At 34.9% G+C, this 17,316-nt stretch carries 12 protein-coding genes; 10 read left to right on the top strand and 2 right to left on the bottom strand.

The window, feature by feature from the left end:
- Positions 1-11 precede the first annotated feature (11 nt).
- The 10 genes from ADIWIN_RS01050 to ADIWIN_RS01005 all read left to right on the top strand — a co-directional run bounded on the left by ADIWIN_RS01050 (position 12) and on the right by ADIWIN_RS01005 (position 15,487).
- The gene (locus ADIWIN_RS01050; RefSeq protein WP_040756143.1) at positions 12-1,550 is read left to right on the top strand and encodes a RagB/SusD family nutrient uptake outer membrane protein; all 1,539 of its coding nucleotides are present in this window, start codon (positions 12-14) and stop codon (positions 1,548-1,550) included.
- A gap of 11 nt (positions 1,551-1,561) precedes the next feature.
- Complete coding sequence (locus ADIWIN_RS01045; protein WP_020895816.1) at positions 1,562-2,617, top strand: LamG domain-containing protein; 1,056 nt, start codon at positions 1,562-1,564, stop codon at positions 2,615-2,617.
- 108 nt (positions 2,618-2,725) lie between these two features.
- Complete coding sequence (locus ADIWIN_RS01040; protein WP_081669510.1) at positions 2,726-4,111, top strand: glucoamylase family protein; 1,386 nt, start codon at positions 2,726-2,728, stop codon at positions 4,109-4,111.
- Position 4,112: 1 nt separating this feature from the next.
- A complete protein-coding gene (locus ADIWIN_RS01035) occupies positions 4,113-5,471 on the top strand; it encodes a glucoamylase family protein (RefSeq protein WP_020895814.1) in 1,359 nt (452 codons plus the stop codon).
- 19 nt (positions 5,472-5,490) lie between these two features.
- Positions 5,491-6,291, top strand: a complete 801-nt coding sequence (locus tag ADIWIN_RS01030) for a carboxylesterase family protein (protein WP_020895813.1) — start codon at positions 5,491-5,493, stop codon at positions 6,289-6,291.
- Between the two features lie 4 nt (positions 6,292-6,295).
- Entirely contained in the window at positions 6,296-8,635 is a 2,340-nt protein-coding gene (bglX, locus tag ADIWIN_RS01025; RefSeq protein WP_020895812.1) for a beta-glucosidase BglX, read from the top strand.
- Between the two features lie 7 nt (positions 8,636-8,642).
- The gene (locus ADIWIN_RS01020; protein WP_020895811.1) at positions 8,643-10,859 is read left to right on the top strand and encodes a glycoside hydrolase family 3 N-terminal domain-containing protein; all 2,217 of its coding nucleotides are present in this window, start codon (positions 8,643-8,645) and stop codon (positions 10,857-10,859) included.
- A 389-nt stretch (positions 10,860-11,248) separates the two neighbouring features.
- A complete protein-coding gene (locus ADIWIN_RS01015) occupies positions 11,249-12,133 on the top strand; it encodes an alpha/beta hydrolase (RefSeq protein WP_020895810.1) in 885 nt (294 codons plus the stop codon).
- Between the two features lie 2 nt (positions 12,134-12,135).
- Positions 12,136-13,983 (top strand): family 43 glycosylhydrolase, encoded by a 1,848-nt coding sequence (locus tag ADIWIN_RS01010; RefSeq protein ID WP_020895809.1) that lies wholly within the window; start codon positions 12,136-12,138, stop codon positions 13,981-13,983.
- Between the two features lie 127 nt (positions 13,984-14,110).
- Positions 14,111-15,487 (top strand): sugar porter family MFS transporter, encoded by a 1,377-nt coding sequence (locus tag ADIWIN_RS01005; protein ID WP_020895808.1) that lies wholly within the window; start codon positions 14,111-14,113, stop codon positions 15,485-15,487.
- A gap of 103 nt (positions 15,488-15,590) precedes the next feature.
- On the opposite strand, the gene ADIWIN_RS01000 is transcribed toward ADIWIN_RS01005, so the two are convergent.
- Positions 15,591-16,427, bottom strand: a complete 837-nt coding sequence (locus ADIWIN_RS01000; RefSeq protein WP_020895807.1) for a universal stress protein — start codon at positions 16,425-16,427, stop codon at positions 15,591-15,593.
- Between the two features lie 57 nt (positions 16,428-16,484).
- Entirely contained in the window at positions 16,485-17,315 is an 831-nt protein-coding gene (locus ADIWIN_RS00995) for a universal stress protein (protein ID WP_020895806.1), read from the bottom strand.
- Between the last annotated feature and the right edge of the window lies 1 nt (position 17,316).

Here is a 17,316-nt window from a genome sequence, read left to right as displayed (position 1 = left end):
AAATGCTAATTATGAAAAATATAAATCAAGTAATAAAACAGCTAGCATTAATGTTAGCAGTCTGTATGGTCGTTTTTTCTTGTACAGATAAATTAGAAGAAAATGATGGTCAGCTTGCTGCAGGCGATTTAGACTTTACAATCTCAGATGATATGGTATTACCTCTTATTGGAGGGTATTCAGCTGTATATTCTAGAGGTTGGGAAGATCCTTTACTTATTGGTGTTAGGGGAGATGATGTTAATGCAGGTGGCTTAGGAGATCAACCTCAGTTCGCCGATACAGATCTTTTTATCTACGATAATGGGTTTTGGATGTACAACCAAATTTGGGAGAATTTCTATGGTGATATTGTTAGAATTGTAAGCTCTCGCGAAACCATTCAATCATATAAAGATTTTGCAGTAGAAGATGAAGATTTAGATAAAGCAGATCAATACATGGCAGAATGTAAAGTGTTAAGTGGTTTTACACATTTTCAGATGTCAAGACTTTGGGGAGATATTTTCATAATAGGAACTTCAGATATTACAGCTGAGCTAGATAAGGGTGTTAAAACAAAAGCTGAAGTTATGCAATACATCTCAGATTTAATGGATGAAGCTATTCCGTTTTTGCCAGATGCTAGACCTAATGAAAGACAAGATGTTTCTGGAGGTGTTACTAAATATACAGCTTTGGCTATAAAAGCCTTAGCGAATTTAGAATTAGAGAATTATCAAGCAGTAGCGGATGTTACGGGTGAAATAATTAATTCTAGTAAATTTAATCTTTATCCAGATTTTTATGATCTGTTTAAGAAAGAAGGAGAGCGCAGTAATGAAAATTTATTCGAGTTGCAATATTCAGATTACGGTACCGAATCTGGTGCAGAGAATTCTCATGAATATGGCCCATTTGGTCCTTCTAATTGGACTCCAGTTGTAGCGGGTGCATCTGAAGGCTGGGGTTTTTACGAGCCAAGTTTAAAGTTTATTAAATTTATGCTAGACAGAGGTGAAACGACGAGATTAATTACAAGTGTTAATTTTACACCTCGTGGTATAGCTGAAATTACATCAGATCCTGCTTATGCTACCTTACCGAGTTTTGTTTCTAACGTAACACCAGATGGTGATATTTTTAATGACTATTCTAGAGCTAAGTTTGCAAGTGGTAAACATTACCTACCTTCTATTGATTTAACTCCAGGAAGAACAAGATATGGTTCTGGAAAAAACCTCATTGTTATCAGATACGCAGAAATATTACTTATGTATGCTGAAGCTTTAACTCAAGGTGCAAGTGGATCAGCTGGTTCTGCGGATCAAGCAGTTAATACAGTAAGAGCAAGAGTTGGAATGCCTGCACTTTCAGGTGTTACAACAGATGACGTTATGGATGAAAAATTTGCAGAGCTTGCTATGGAATGGGGAGTACGCTATTTTGATATGATTCGATTGAATAAATATGAAGAGTTGAGCTACGAAGGACGCACATTCACAGCGGAAGACGAGCTTTTACCATATCCACAAGCACAATTGGATTTATTACCACTTGATAACAACTAAAAAATTAGAAAATGAAGAAAATTAATAAATATATTGTAGCAATTACTGCATTGCTGATGATGGTGTCTTGTTATGATGGCATAGATCCAATCACAGAAGTAGATTCAGGGCCAGATCTAGAAGATCCTACAGCAGAGCTTATAAGTCCAAATGGAAATGTATTAATTCCATTTACGGATACAGAGGTCGATTTAGATATTGAGGTTTTAGTAGAAGATGATATAGAAATTAATAATGTAACTGTCACTTTAGACGGTAATACAATAAGAACTTTTGATAGTTTTTTAGATTACCGAATATTTATGGAGGCATTTCAATATGAAAACTTACAATTAGGAAGTCACACTCTTGTTGTAGACGTGACGGATACTAGTGGTAAAACAGCATCAGATACCTTAGCGTTTAATCTAGATAATACTTACTTGCCTAGTGTGGAAGGGGAAACGTTTTATATTCCGTTTTTTGAAGGATTGTATACTGAGTTAATTAGTGAATCGGATCCTATAGTTATAGGAACACCAGATATCGTTTCTGGTGGTTATTCTGGTAATACATATGAAGGAGCTACCGATTCATACTTAACATTCCCAATTGAAGGTTTATTTGGTGAAGATACATTTAGTGCAACATTTTGGTATAAGATAAATAGTACACCAGATCGCGCAGGGATTCTAGTTGTTGGAAATGATATTCCTGAAAACAGAAACCAAGGTTTCAGACTATTTAGAGAAGGTAGTGCAACGGAACAAACTATCAAAGCAAATATAGGTGTTGGTACTGCAGAAAGTTGGAATGATGGAGGAATGATTGATGTGACAGCCGGAGATTGGGTTCATGTAGCTTTCACTGTTTCTGCAACAGAAAGTAAAATCTACTTAAATGGTGAACTTAAAAACACAACTGTTCTCGATTCTAGTATCGATTGGACAGGGTGTACAGATATTACAGTTGGTGCTGGTGGGGAAACTTTCAGCTATTGGGGCCATTCATCTGATTTAAGTTTAATCGATGAGTTAAAGTTGTTCAATAAGGCTTTAACACAAGCTGAGATAGAGGATATGCAGTAAAAAGGATAATTCAATTGAGTTAGTCTAATAATTTTTTAATTATCACTTATTTATTTTAAGCGGCATTTTATTTTCTAAGATGCCGCTATATTCTTACTTAATTTTTAAATGATGAACTTATATAAAACACTGGTCATTGGTTGTTTATTGTGTCTTGTTGTTGGGTGTAAATCCAATGATAAAAAGGACGATGTAAGTAATCTAGAAGTGAACCAAAATGAGACGAGCCTTGTAATGGATTTACGTAACAATGGTCTTCTAGATACCATCCAAAAACAAACCATCAATTACTTTTGGGAAGGTGCTGAGCCAAATTCTGGTTTAGCTAGAGAGCGTTTACATATGGATGATGTCTATCCTGATTCTCCAAAAAATACGGTAACAACAGGTGGAAGTGGTTTTGGTTTAATGGCAATCTTAGTTGGTATAGAAAGAGGATATATTAATAAAGTAGAAGCCTTAGATAGATATCTTAAAATCGTCAATTTTCTTGAAAATGCAGATCGATTTCATGGGGCATGGCCACATTGGATAAATGGAGAAACAGGAAAAGTACATCCCTTTGGTAAAAAAGATGATGGAGGAGATTTAGTAGAAACCGCATTTCTAGTTCAAGGTTTATTAACCGTTGCAGAATATTTTGATGGTAACACAGAAAAAGAAAAGCAACTGGTTTCTAAGATCGATGAATTGTGGAGAAGTGTAGAATGGGATTGGTATACTAAAAACGGAGAAGACGTATTGTATTGGCATTGGTCTCCAAAATATGGTTGGGATATGAATTTCCCTGTAGGCGGTTATAACGAATGCTTAATAATGTATGTATTAGCTGCAGCCTCACCAACACATGCTATTACTAAATCGGTTTATGAAAAAGGTTGGGCTAAAAATGGAGCTATTGTTTCTGATAAAACCTTCTACGATGAAGAGGTGGTGTTAAACTATTATGAACACAATGATTATTTAACCGGGCCACTGTTTTGGGCCCATTATTCTTATTTAGGTTTAAATCCAAAAGGCTTGTCTGATCAGTATGCAGATTATTGGAAATTAACCCAAAATCATGCTAAAATCCATTATAAATACGCTGTAGATAATCCAAAGAATTTTAAAGGTTATGGAGATAGTCTTTGGGGATTTACATCGAGTTATTCGGTTAAAGGCTATTTTGGTCACAGTCCAGAAAATGATATCGGCGTAGTGTCTCCAACTGCTGCATTATCATCATTTCCATATACTCCACAAGAGAGTATGAATGTATTAGAAAATATTTATAAAAACCACGATAGCTTGGTTGGTAAATATGGGCCATATGATGCTTTCAGTTTTGAACATAAGTGGTCTACACCACGATATTTAGCTATCGACCAAGGCCCTATTCCTGTAATGATAGAGAATTATAGAACAGGTTTATTATGGAACTTATTTATGAAAAATAAAGATGTACAATCAGGTTTGGATAAGCTTGGTTTTAATTATATAAAGATTGATTAAGATGAGAATTTTCAGTTTAGTATTAATCGGCTTAATGTGTTTTAGTTGTGGTTCGGATGATGGTCCTGGTTACCAAGAGCCTTATAATCCAAACGATGATGATCCTGTTGTAGAAACGTTGACGGATGAAGAATTAATGGATTTAACACAAGAAACAACCTTTAAATATTTTTGGGATTATGCTGATGCTAACTCAGGTGCGGCAAGAGAACGCTACCATCCTAATGATCCTACAAATAGTGAAAATATAGTAACTACTGGCGGAAGCGGATTTGGATTAATGGCCATTTTGGTAGGCATAGAACGTGGTTATATTTCAAGAGCTGAAGGCTTTAATAGATTAAGTCAAATTGTAGACTTTTTTGAAGGCGCAGATCGTTTTCATGGAGCTTGGTCACATTGGGTCAATGGAACTAACGGAAACGCAATTGCATTTAGTACAGAAGATAATGGTGGAGATTTAGTTGAAACTGCTCTCTTAGCTCAAGGTCTTATTTGTGTTAAAGAATATTTTAAAAATGGCTCTACCGATGAAGCGGCTTTAGCGACTCAGGCAGATGAATTATGGAAAGGCATAGAATGGAATTGGTACACGCAAAATCAAAATGCATTGTATTGGCATTGGAGTCCTAATAATGGCTTTTCAATAAACTTAGAACTCAAAGGTTATAATGAAACGCTAATAGCGTTTATCTTAGGTGCAGCTTCGCCGGACTTCCCTATTCCGGCAGAAGTGTACCATCAAGGTTGGGCTGGTAATGGAAATATTGTAACCTCTACAAGTCAATATGGTATTCCATTAGTATTAGATCACGCAGGTTTTGGTACTGGTCCATTGTTTTGGGCGCACTATTCGTTCTTAGGCTTAAACCCTACTAACCTTTCAGATCAGTATGCTAATTACTGGGATCTAAATGTAAACCATACAAATATCAATTATCAACACAGTGTTATCAATCCTAATAATTTCGCAGGTTATGGTGAAGATTGTTGGGGTTTAACAGCAAGTTATAGTCGAAATTCAGATGGTTCCACAGGCTACTCAGCACATAGTCCCGAAAATGATTTAGGTGTTATTTCTCCAACGGCAGCCATTAGTTCTATTCCATATACTCCAGAGAAATCATTAGCAGCAATGCATTATTTCTATAGTAAAAAGGACATTTTAATGGGGCCTGCAGGTTTTTATGATGCCTTTAGTCCACATTATAACGATTGGGTAACCGAACGTTATTTAGCCATAGACCAAGGACCAGAAATTATTATGATTGAAAATTATAGATCAGGTTTACTATGGAATCTTTTTATGCACAATGAAGATATTCACAACGGCTTGGATGCTTTAGGCTTTAACTATTAAATAATAAAAATAACTGAATATGAAATATCAATTATTAACCTTAATATTTAGTGTTATGGTCTTTAGTTCAGGTGCTGTAAATGCGCAGCAAAATGAATCTTCAAAAGAATTATTTTCATATGAAAATCATATTGTAGATGGAGACACGCTTAATTATAGAATGCTTTTACCTAAGGATTTTGATGAATCTAAAACCTATCCATTAGTCCTAATGCTTCATGGAGCTGGTGAACGTGGAAATGATAATAAAAAGCAACTCGCTCATGGTAGCACCTTGTTTTTGAAGGAAACGATAAGAGATTCGTTTCCTGCAATTGTGATTTTTCCTCAATGTCCCCGAAATGATTATTGGTCTAAATTAGAAGCAGATCGTTCAACAAAACCAATCACATTCAAGTATAAATATAATGAGGCACCAACTACTGCGATGGCATTAGTGATGGATTTAATGGACGAGATGGTTGCCAAACCTTACGTAAAAATAGATCAGGTTTATGCTATGGGATTATCGATGGGAGGCATGGGAACTTTCGAAATTATCTACCGCAAATCTGAAATGTTTGCAGCAGCTATTCCAATCTGTGGAGGTGGTGATCCAGCTTCAGTAACGGAATATGCTAAGACAATTCCTTTATGGATACTACACGGAGCAAAAGATGATGTGGTGGATCCTAAATTATCTTTAAATATGGCTTCTGCAATAATAAGTGCAGGTGGCTTTCCTAAATTGACTTTATACGATTTTGCAAACCATAACAGCTGGGATCCAGCTTTTGCAGAACCTGAATTATTAACATGGCTTTTTTCAAAAATAAAATAACACAATGACAAAACAAATTTTCCTTAAACTAACTGCATTTTCTATAATAGCATTCACGTTAACGAGTTGCGATTCAAATTCGACGGCAACTAAAACAGCTTCTGCAAATAATAATCCATTTGAAGCTCAAGTCGATTCTATTTTGGGTCTTATGACTTTAGATGAAAAAATAGGACAACTTAATCTTCCTGTTTCCGGAGATATTACAACGGGTCTGGGTACGAGCTCTGATGTAGGTAAAAAAATCCAAGACGGTTTAGTAGGAGGTATGTTCAATATCAAATCGGTTGAAAAAATTAGAGCAGTTCAAAAGATTGCTGTTGAAGAAAGCCGCTTAAAGATTCCATTACTTTTCGGAATGGATGTTATTCATGGTTACGAAACAACATTCCCAATTCCTTTAGGTTTATCGTCTACTTGGGATATGGAACTTATAGAAAAAACAGCACGTATGGCGGCGACCGAAGCGAGTGCGGATGGTATTAACTGGACGTTCTCTCCGATGGTAGATATTTCTCGCGATCCACGATGGGGACGCGTTTCTGAAGGAAATGGTGAAGACCCATATTTAGGAAGCCGTATTGCAGAAGCGATGGTGAGAGGGTATCAACAAGATGACTTAAGTGAGAATAATACGTTGATGGCATGTGTAAAACATTTTGCTTTATATGGAGCTTCAGAAGCTGGTCGTGATTACAACACGGTTGATATGAGTAAAATCAGAATGTATAATGAATATTTAGAGCCTTACAAAGCTGCTATTGATGCAGGTGTAGGTTCTGTAATGGCTTCGTTTAATGAAATTGATGGTATACCAGCAACAGGAAACAAATGGTTGCTTACAGATTTATTAAGAGATGATTGGGGTTTTGATGGTTTTGTAGTTACCGATTATACCGGAATCTATGAAATGATGGCACATGGAGTAGGTAATGAAGAAGAAGTGGTGGCTCAATCTTTAAATGCAGGAATTGATATGGATATGGCAGGTGATTCGCCAATTGTAACAGCTGCTTTTGTAAAATCTTTAAAGGGTGCTTTAGATAAAGGCATGGTTAAGATTGAAGACATAGACATCGCCGTAAAACGTATGTTAACTGCAAAATATCAATTAGGTTTATTTGATGATCCTTACAGATATTTGGATAGCGACAGAGCAAAAAACGAAGTGTTTACAGACGAAAACAGAGCTTTTGCTAGAAAAGTGGGAGCAGAGTCTACAGTATTACTTAAAAATGAAAACAATCTATTGCCATTAAAAAAAGAAGGTACTATTGCTTTAATCGGGCCACTAGGAAATAATGCCGTAAATATGGCTGGTACTTGGAGTGTGGCGACAAACCAAGAAAAATCAAATCCGTTTTTAGCAGGTTTAAAAACGGTTGTTGGCGACAAGGCTAATGTTTTATATGCTAAAGGAAGTAATCTAGATTACGATTTAGAACTAGAACAAAAAGCAACCATGTTCGGTAAAACCATTCCAAGAGATGGTAGAACAGATAAACAATTATTAGATGAAGCCTTAAGTATCGCTAATAAAGCTGACGTTATTGTTGCTGCTATTGGTGAGTCTGCTGAATTTAGTGGAGAAAGCAGTAGTAGAACAGAAATAGGAATTCCTCAAGTTCAAAAAGATTTATTAAATGCCTTACTTAAAACAGGAAAACCTGTCGTTTTAGTATTGTTTACAGGACGACCTTTAGAATTGGTAGAAGAACATGAAAATGTACCTGCGATTCTTAATGTTTGGTTCCCTGGAAGTGAAGCTGGTTTAGCTATTTCAGATGTGTTATTTGGTGATGTAAATCCTTCAGGAAAATTAACGGCAACCTTCCCAAGAAGTGTTGGTCAAATTCCAATTTTTTACAATCATAAAAATACAGGAAGACCTTTAATGAATGAAGAAGGTAAATTTGAAAAATTCAGAAGTAATTACATCGATGAACGCAACGAGCCATTATATGCTTTTGGTTATGGATTAAGCTATACGACATTCGATTATTCAAATTTTAAGACCAATACAACTTCAATTAATATGGATGGTACTGTAGAGGTTTCTGTAGATGTGACTAACTCTGGTGACTACGACGGTAAAGAAGTGGTGCAACTCTACATTAGAGATGTTGTAGGTTCTGTAACGAGACCTTTAAAAGAATTAAAAGGTTTTCAGAAAGTTGAAATTAAAAAAGGAGACACAAAAACAGTAAGCTTCAAAATAACAGTTGAAGACTTAAAATTCTATAATTCAGATTTAGATTTTGTAGCAGAACCAGGAAAATTCCATGTGTTTGTGGGTACAGATTCTAATACTAAAATGATGAAAGAATTTGAACTAATAAAGTAAATCGAGCATGAAATTAAGATTTCTATATATCGCACTTATTTGCCTTTTCAATCAGAGTTTTTCTCAAAACTATGAAGCTAAAGTAGATTCGTTAATGCAATTAATGACACTTCAAGAAAAGATAGGACAAACGGTTATGTATGGTGGTCATTGGGATCAAACAGGGCCGTTTGTTGGAGCTGATAATGGCAAATATATTCGCGAAGGTAATATGGGCGCCATGCTTAATGCTATGTCTGTAAAAGGCACGCGCGACTTACAGAAAATTGCAGTAGAGGAAACCCGTTTGGGAATTCCGTTATTGTTTGGCTATGATGTCATTCATGGGCATCGTACTATCTTCCCAATTAATTTAGGCTTATCGGCAAGTTGGGATCTTAAAATGGTAGAAGAAAGTTCAAGAATTGCAGCGGAAGAAGCCTCAGCCGAAGGTATTCATTGGACGTTTGCTCCTATGATTGATGTGTCTAGAGAACCACGTTGGGGACGCATTTCTGAAGGTGCTGGTGAAGATGTCTACCTGAATAATGAAATGGGTAAAGCTTACATTCATGGATTTCAAGGAGACGATTTATCACAACCTAATACCATTTTAGCTTGTGCTAAACATTATGTTGCTTATGGTGCTGCACAAGCCGGAAGAGATTATCATACCACCAATATGGGGGAAGGAGAACTTAGAAATGTGTATTTACCACCTTTTAAAGCTGCTGTTGATGCAGGTGTAGAAACCTTTATGTCGGCTTTTAATGAATTGAATGGTGTGCCAACATCTGGAAATAAGTTCACCTTACGAGATATTCTTCGTGATGAATGGAAATATGATGGCTTCGTCGTTTCAGATTACACATCTATTAACGAAATGATTCAGCATGGCTTTGCTAAAGATAGTATCGATGCGGCTAGAATAGGCATGAATGCTGGTGTAGAAATGGATATGATGGGCCATGTTTACCGTTTACATCTTCAAAAATTAGTAGAGGAAAACAAAGTGCCTGAAGCTTATATAAACGACGCTTGTAAACGAATCTTATTAGCTAAATTTAAGTTAGGCTTATTTGATGATCCTTATCATTATATCGATGAAGAGCGTGAAGCGACTACAGCATACAAACCAGAATTTTTAACTAAAGCGAGAGAAATTGCCGCAGCATCATCGGTGTTACTGCAAAATAAGAATAATGCTTTGCCACTTTCAAAAAACATAAAAAAGATTGCGTTTATAGGACCTTTAGTAAAAGATGAATCTGATATCATTGGCAATTGGGCGGCACAAGGTGATCGTGGAGGAAAAGCAGTTAGTGTGTTCGAAGGTATTTCAGAATATCTAAATTCTAATCAGATTTTATACGCCAAAGGTTGTGACATTTTAAAAGATGACGACTCTGGTTTTAAAGAAGCGATTTCAATATCTAAAGAAGCTGACGAAATCGTTTTGGTCATGGGTGAAGATCATCACATGAGTGGAGAAGCAGCATCTAGAACGGACTTGAAAATCCCAGGGATTCAGCCAGAATTGATTAAAAAAATACGAGAAGCGAATCCTAATAAAAAAATCACTTTGGTTTTAATGAATGGTCGTCCTCTAAATCTTTCTGATGAGGTAAACTTGGTGGATGCTATTTTAGAAGTTTGGTTTCCAGGAACGATGGGTGGAGCTGCAACTGCAGATTTATTGTTCGGAACGGTTAATCCTTCAGGGAAATTGACGGTTACATTTCCAAGAAATGTGGGTCAGGTACCAATTTATTACAATATGAAAAATACAGGACGTCCGATTCCTGAAAGCAATCCTAAAGAGGATTATAAAAGTAACTATATCGATGTGCCAAATACGCCTTTGTTTGTCTTTGGTCATGGTTTAAGCTATACGGAATTTAAATATTCGCATTTCAAATTGTCTTCAGAAAACCTCACATTTTCAAATACAATTGAAGCGAGTATTATGATTACAAACACAGGGAATTCTGACGGCCATGAAATCGCTCAACTTTACATTCACGATAAAGTAGGAAGCGTCACACGACCAGTTAAAGAATTGAAAGGCTTTCAAAAAATATTTCTAAAAAAAGGAGAAAAGAAAACAGTCACTTTTACGATTTCAGTAGAAGACCTAAAGTTTTATAACAGTGAAATGATATATGGAGTGGAGACTGGTGATTTTGAGATTGCCATTACACCAAGTTCTGATTTTAAATTTAAACATAGCTTTCAATTACAATAACGGCAATAAAAAATTACAGCGGTTTAAAAACTGAAGTTTTTAAAGAGCAACTTAAATATGTAAGGTCTTTAATTTTAACTTAATAGATTAATAATCAAATTATGCTACATAGAACAACATATAAAGTTTTAGTCTTTAATACATTGTTAGGTGTAGCTTTTTTTATGCAGTAGTAATGTTGAAATATAACACCTTAATCTAGTGCGTGATTTTTAAGGAGGTAAAAGAGTGTAAGGCATTGGAATATGGCAAAAGCAGATGATGATAAATACAGAGTTGAACAAACTGCTTAAAGGCATATTAAAAATAATACAGGATTAACAATTACTCCAAATTCATTTAAAATTGATAGAGTACTAAGTGGAATTTTAATTGAGAAAATAAACGAAATGAAAACTATACTAATCACACTCGTAACACTAATTACGTTTAGTCTTTCTGCTCAAAAAAAGGAAACCTATATCTATTCTATTAAGGGAAAAGATACCTTACGAATGGATGTATTCACTCCGAAAAACATTAAAAAGTCAGATTCACTTCCTGTACTTCTTTGGATGCATGGAGGTGGGTTTTCGGGCAGTCATCGTGCGTATCCAGATGACACCAATTTGGTAAAATATGCAGCTGAAAAACAAAATTATATAGGTGTTTCTATCGATTACCGTTTGCTTAGAAAAAATAAAACTACTGGCTTTGGATGCGATTGCACTAAAGATGAGAAAATGGAAACCTTCAAACAAGCTGCAATCGATTATTTAGATGCCGCAAAATTTTTGGTTGAACGTGCTCAGATGCTTCAAATTGATCCTACTAAAATTATAGCAGGAGGCAGTAGTGCAGGGGCAGAAGGCATACTAAATGCCGTGTATATGAAGGATTATTTTGTAACGGACAAAAACGCTTATATTAGTGTGTCATTTGCAGGAGTGTTTTCTTGTGCAGGTGCTGTGGTTGATGCGAGATATATTACAAAAGAAAATGCCGTTCCAACAGTATTATATCACGGAACAGAAGATCGATTAGTGCCGTTTGCTAATGCATCACATCATTATTGTAACCCAAAGAAAGATGGTTATATTATGTTAGATGGTTCTGAAATTATAGCGAATCAACTCGAAAAATTTGATACTGCATATTCCTTTAATATCGTTAAAGGTGGTGGTCATGAGATTGCCCGAATTCCTTTTGAAGATTTAGAGAAGGTCTTCCGCTTTTTTGAGCAAACTATGCTTAATAAACAAGTTATTCAAACTAAAATTATAAGAACTAAATAATCATGAAAAACATACTTTTTCTAATCACTATAGCACTTCTTTTTTCGTGTAACAACGACAAGAGTCAGCGTTCAGAACAACTTTCTAATGCCAAGGAAAAAGCAGAACTTATAAAAGGGCTCGACACCTATATTAATCCATTAGATATAGATTACACCTATATGGTTTATAATTCTAGCCAAAATAAATCGTACCGTTCTGGGGCAGATCCTGCTGTTATAGAATTCAAAGGCGAATACTACATGTTTGTAACGCGGTCGTTTGGATATTGGCATTCTACCGATTTGGTTAATTGGAATTTTATTAAGCCGCAACAGTGGTTTTTTGAAGGCAGTAATGCACCGACAGCTTTTAATTACAAAGATTCGTTAGTGTACTTTGCTGGTAATCCTGCGGGTTACGGAAGTATTCTTTATACCGACGATCCAAAAAGTGGAAAATGGGAACCAACAGCGTCTATATCGACTGATATTCAGGATTCGGAATTGTTCATTGATGATGATGGTAAGACCTATCTATATTGGGGGTCTTCTAATGTGAATCCACTTCGTGTAAAAATGTTAGATAAAGACGATCGTTTTTTAGAAACAGGAGTTCAGAAAGAATTATTTAACCTGGTTGAAGAAGAGCATGGATGGGAACGTTTTGGGGAAAATAACTTTCATCCTACTTTAAAAGAGGGTTATATGGAAGGGGCTTCCATGACCAAACACAACGGAAAATATTATTTACAATACGCAGCGCCTGGTACACAGTTTAATGTATATGCCGATGGGGTTTATGTTGGCGATACGCCTCTTGGACCTTTTACATATATGAAAAATAATCCGATGAGCTTTAAACCTGGTGGATTTACAAATGGTGCAGGTCACGGAATAACGGTTAAACAAACTAATGGACAATATTGGCATTTTGGTACTATGGCGCTTGCTTCAAATGCGCAATGGGAACGTCGTTTGTGTATGTTTCCGACCTATTTTGATGCCGATGGTTTAATGTATACCAATACGGCTTATGGAGATTATCCGCGTTTTGGTTCTAGTCATCCTACAAAAGCAGGACAGCATAATGGTTGGATGTTGTTGTCTTATAAAGGAGATGTTACGGTATCATCTTCGTTAATGCAGATCATGAAATTTACGTCGAATGATGATGACGTAAAAGTCACCGAATTACCACTCGAAAAAAATGCGGATGGTGAAATAACATCTGAAATATTAACCGATGAAAACCCTAAAACATTCTGGGTAGCAGAAGCTAATGACGATAAACAATGGATAACTATAGAAATGCAAAATCCTGGTAACATCAATGCTTTTCAACTAAATTTTCATGATCATGACTCTGGAATTTACACACGTGTGGAAGGGTTGAAACATCAATTTACTATTGAGGTTTCAGAAGATGGTACAAAATGGCAAACTGTAGTCGACAGAAGTAATAGTGAAAAGGATACACCAAATGCTTATATCGTATTAGATGAAGCGGTAAAGGCAAAGTATGTGCGTTATAACAACATAAAAATACCTGGAGCAAACTTTGCGATGTCAGAGTTTAGAGTGTTTGGGTTAGGACTAGATGCTAAGCCAGCAAATGTTTCCAAATTCGAGGTTAAAAGAGAAGAAGATCGTAGAGATGCGTCATTTTCTTGGAATCCTGTAAAAGGAGCTCAAGGCTATAATATCCGCTGGGGAATTGCAGAAGATAAGCTTTATCAGTCTTGGCAAGTATATGATACTAATGAACATTTTATGCGTTCTCTAGATCGCGATACACCATATTATTTTACGATAGAAGCGTTTAGCGAAAATGGTATTTCTGAAAAGAGTGAAGTCATATTTGTAGAATAATTTTTTAATATGAAGTGTTAATTGATACATGTAGTATCCCTCAAACCATTTGCAAATTTTAATTACATTGCGGCTATAAAAGCTTAAATAAACTAAAACTCTAACTAATATTAAATAAATTTATAAAATGAAAAAAAGTGTTTTTTTATTATTAATCGCAGCGGTTTCCGCTTTAGGAGGCTTGCTCTTTGGTTATGATACAGGTGTTATTAATGGAGCGCAATTTTATCTTACTGAGTATTTTGACTTAAGCGACGCCTTAAAAGGCTGGGTTGTTGGTAGTGCACTTTTAGGGTGTTTTGTAGGGGCTATTATTGCAGGACCTCTGAGTATTAAAATAGGTCGAAAAAAATCTTTAATAATTTCGGCAATATTCTTTACTGTTTCGGCTTATGGATCGGGTTTACCGGAGCTATTCCCTCAAACAGTTAGTATGTTAGTGGTTTTTAGAATTATCGGTGGATTAGGTATCGGTGTGGCATCGATGAATGCACCTATGTATATCGCAGAAATTGCTCCATCAAATATTAGAGGACGTATGGTTACCTATTATCAATTGGCGATTGTAATTGGCTTTTTTGTAGTATTCTTAGCGACTTATTTTATTGGTAACGATTTAACCGTGGCAGAGAATATAGAATTCGGTTGGCGTCGTATGTTTTGGTCAGAGTTAATCCCGAGTTTTTTATTTTTAATACTATTGTTTATAGTACCTAAAAGTCCGAGATGGTTGGCTTTAAAAGGAAAAGAAAAAGAAGCTTTAGCTGTTTTACAAAAGATAAATGGTGATGATTTAGCTGCTGAAGAAATGGTGAATATCCAGAAATCTTTAAATGAAACTAACGATGGTGCTAAAGTGAGTTACTTCTCTAAAGGCATATTAGCTATTATCGCTATTGGTACAGTACTTTCTGTATTGCAACAATTTACAGGTATTAATGCGGTGTTGTATTATGGTGCTGATATTTTTGAAAAAGCACTTGGCTTTGGGAAAGAAGATGTACTTGCCCAACAAATATTATTGGCTTTTGTAAACTTAGTATTCACATTCGTGGCGATGTTTACAGTAGATAAATTTGGAAGAAAACCGTTACTTTATATTGGTTCTATTGGAATGATTATTGGATTCTTACTTTTAGGAGTTACACTACAACAAGAAAATGTAGGTGTGTTATCTCTAATTGGTGTGTTGATTTTTATTGCGTCGTTTGCATTATCAATGGGACCAGTAGTATGGGTTTTATTATCAGAAATGTTTCCAAATAAAATAAGAAGTGTCGCTATGTCTGTTGCTGTTGCTGCACAATGGGCTGCTAATTATGTAGTGTCACAATCATTCCCTGTTGTAATGGGAAGTGAGGTGAATAATAGTGCACCTTGGAATGGTTCCTTGCCTTATTACATATTTATAGCATTTATCTTAATCATAGTCTTTGTAACCTATAAGTTTATACCAGAAACTAAAGGAAAGTCTCTTGAAGAGATTGAAGGCTTTTGGAAGTAAGTAAAATGAAATTTTAAAATATAAAGAAACCCGATTCACATGAATCGGGTTTTTTATGTTAGAGCCAAAAAACTAAAGGAGTAACTATTATAAAAAATAGGATTTATTTAAATTCTGGGATAACTAGAAATGGGATTATAGTATGAAATCCAATTTTCTGAATTACAGGTTCGTTTAAAAAACTTTCAATAAAACTGTGTTTATAGTTTATCATCGTAAGAATATTAATATCAAATTCATCAATAAAATCTATGATGGCTTGTTCTTTAGTTCCAAAGCTTGGCTTCCAATTAATAGAACTTGGATGATCTTCAAGATAAGCCTTTAGCATTGCTAAATTATAACTTTGCTTTTGTGTTAAATTGTCTTTTACATTGACATGAACAACTTGTATTTTAGAATTGTGTAATTTGGTTAACTCTAACAACGGTTGCAATTCATCACCATAAAACCTATTGAAATCAGTAGGGAAAGCGATTTGTGTTGGTTTAACAAAGTCGTAAGCATCTGGAATAATTAAAATAGGGCAAAGTCTTATTTTGTTAATGATATTTACAGTATTACTACCAAAAATAAATTCTTTAGCACCAGTGGCACCTTTAGTACCCATAATGACTAGGTTTATTTTGAATTCTTTAATGGTGTTTTTAATCGTATTCAATAACGGTTCTGTACTATAAACCGTTTTAAATTTGTGATCGGGATTTATGCTTTCTGCCTTTGCTTTATCTTTTAACTCAACAAGATCCTTTTTTGCTTCTTCTTTGTTTAAATCTATAAAACTTGAAGTGATATAGGTTCTAGATGTTGGATTCTTAAAAGACCATGTATGTAAAAAATAAAACGTACAAGGTTCGTTAGCGTATAGTTTTAATGCATAAAGTATAGCACTCCATGAATTATCTGAAAAATCGGTTGGAAGTAATATGTGATGTCTCATAATCTTTTGTATATAAGCAAAATTAAAGCACGGCTACTCTAATAAAAATGATTTATATCAGTTTTGAGGTATGACTAAAAAAGGAACAGTAGGATGAAACCCAATATTGGTTATTACAGGTTCTTTGATTATGTTTTCTATAAAGCTATGCTTGTAATTTACCATAACTAAAATATTGATTTTGAACTCCTCAATAAACTCTTGAATCGCTTTTGCTTTTCTATCGTAATTAGGCACCCAATGTAAACTATTGTCATAATGCTCTAAGCTCATTTCTAATAAAGCTAAATTTTGTTTTTGAGTTTCAGAAATGTCATCTTCATTATTAATATGAACAATTCTAATCTTAGAGTTATTAATATCTGCTAATTGTTTTAGTGCTAGTAATTCATCTCCATAAACGCGGTTAAAATCTGTAGGAAAAGCGATTTGCTCAGGTTTAACGAAATCAAATTTATTTGGAATAACCAAAATAGGACAGTTTTTTACCTGTTTAATAATATTTACGGTGTTACTTCCAAAAAGTATTTCTTTAGCCTTAGTTTCTCCTTTTGTACCTATAACAATAAGATCTATATCTTCTTTTTCTACTATAACTTCAATTAAACTATGCAAATCATTAGAGCTTAATATAACTTCGAAAGTATGGTTCTCATTAGCATAATCTCTTTCTGCCTTAGTTTTTAAATCAGATAATTCCTTTCGTGCATTTTCAGCTAAAACACGAGATAGTTTATTAGACATACTAGTCATTGAAGACATATTTATTTTAGAAGAATGTAAAAAGTGAAATATACAATGTTCTTCTTCGTATAATTTTATAGCGTATATAGCAGCGCTTAAGGCATTATCCGAAAAATCGGTAGGTAAAAGAATATTTTTTGGCATA

The organism is Winogradskyella psychrotolerans RS-3 (genome assembly GCF_000427335.1).
GTDB classification, from domain to species: Bacteria; Bacteroidota; Bacteroidia; order Flavobacteriales; family Flavobacteriaceae; genus Winogradskyella; species Winogradskyella psychrotolerans.
The sequence above is the reverse complement of the archived record's forward strand: the minus strand, read 5'-3'. Positions and strand labels throughout refer to the sequence as shown.

Excerpts from the sequence above, each read along its gene's own strand:
- ADIWIN_RS01005 (WP_020895808.1), top strand. The coding sequence starts at position 14,111 with ATGAAAAAAAGTGTTTTTTTATTATTAATCGCAGCGGTTTCCGCTTTA.
- bglX (WP_020895812.1), top strand. The coding sequence starts at position 6,296 with ATGACAAAACAAATTTTCCTTAAACTAACTGCATTTTCTATAATAGCA.
- ADIWIN_RS01015 (WP_020895810.1), top strand. The coding sequence starts at position 11,249 with ATGAAAACTATACTAATCACACTCGTAACACTAATTACGTTTAGTCTT.
- ADIWIN_RS01030 (WP_020895813.1), top strand. The coding sequence starts at position 5,491 with ATGAAATATCAATTATTAACCTTAATATTTAGTGTTATGGTCTTTAGT.
- ADIWIN_RS01010 (WP_020895809.1), top strand. The coding sequence starts at position 12,136 with ATGAAAAACATACTTTTTCTAATCACTATAGCACTTCTTTTTTCGTGT.
- ADIWIN_RS01045 (WP_020895816.1), top strand. The coding sequence starts at position 1,562 with ATGAAGAAAATTAATAAATATATTGTAGCAATTACTGCATTGCTGATG.
- ADIWIN_RS01035 (WP_020895814.1), top strand. The coding sequence starts at position 4,113 with ATGAGAATTTTCAGTTTAGTATTAATCGGCTTAATGTGTTTTAGTTGT.
- ADIWIN_RS00995 (WP_020895806.1), bottom strand. The coding sequence starts at position 17,315 with ATGCCAAAAAATATTCTTTTACCTACCGATTTTTCGGATAATGCCTTA.
- ADIWIN_RS01020 (WP_020895811.1), top strand. The coding sequence starts at position 8,643 with ATGAAATTAAGATTTCTATATATCGCACTTATTTGCCTTTTCAATCAG.
- ADIWIN_RS01040 (WP_081669510.1), top strand. The coding sequence starts at position 2,726 with ATGATGAACTTATATAAAACACTGGTCATTGGTTGTTTATTGTGTCTT.
- ADIWIN_RS01000 (WP_020895807.1), bottom strand. The coding sequence starts at position 16,427 with ATGAGACATCACATATTACTTCCAACCGATTTTTCAGATAATTCATGG.
- ADIWIN_RS01050 (WP_040756143.1), top strand. The coding sequence starts at position 12 with ATGAAAAATATAAATCAAGTAATAAAACAGCTAGCATTAATGTTAGCA.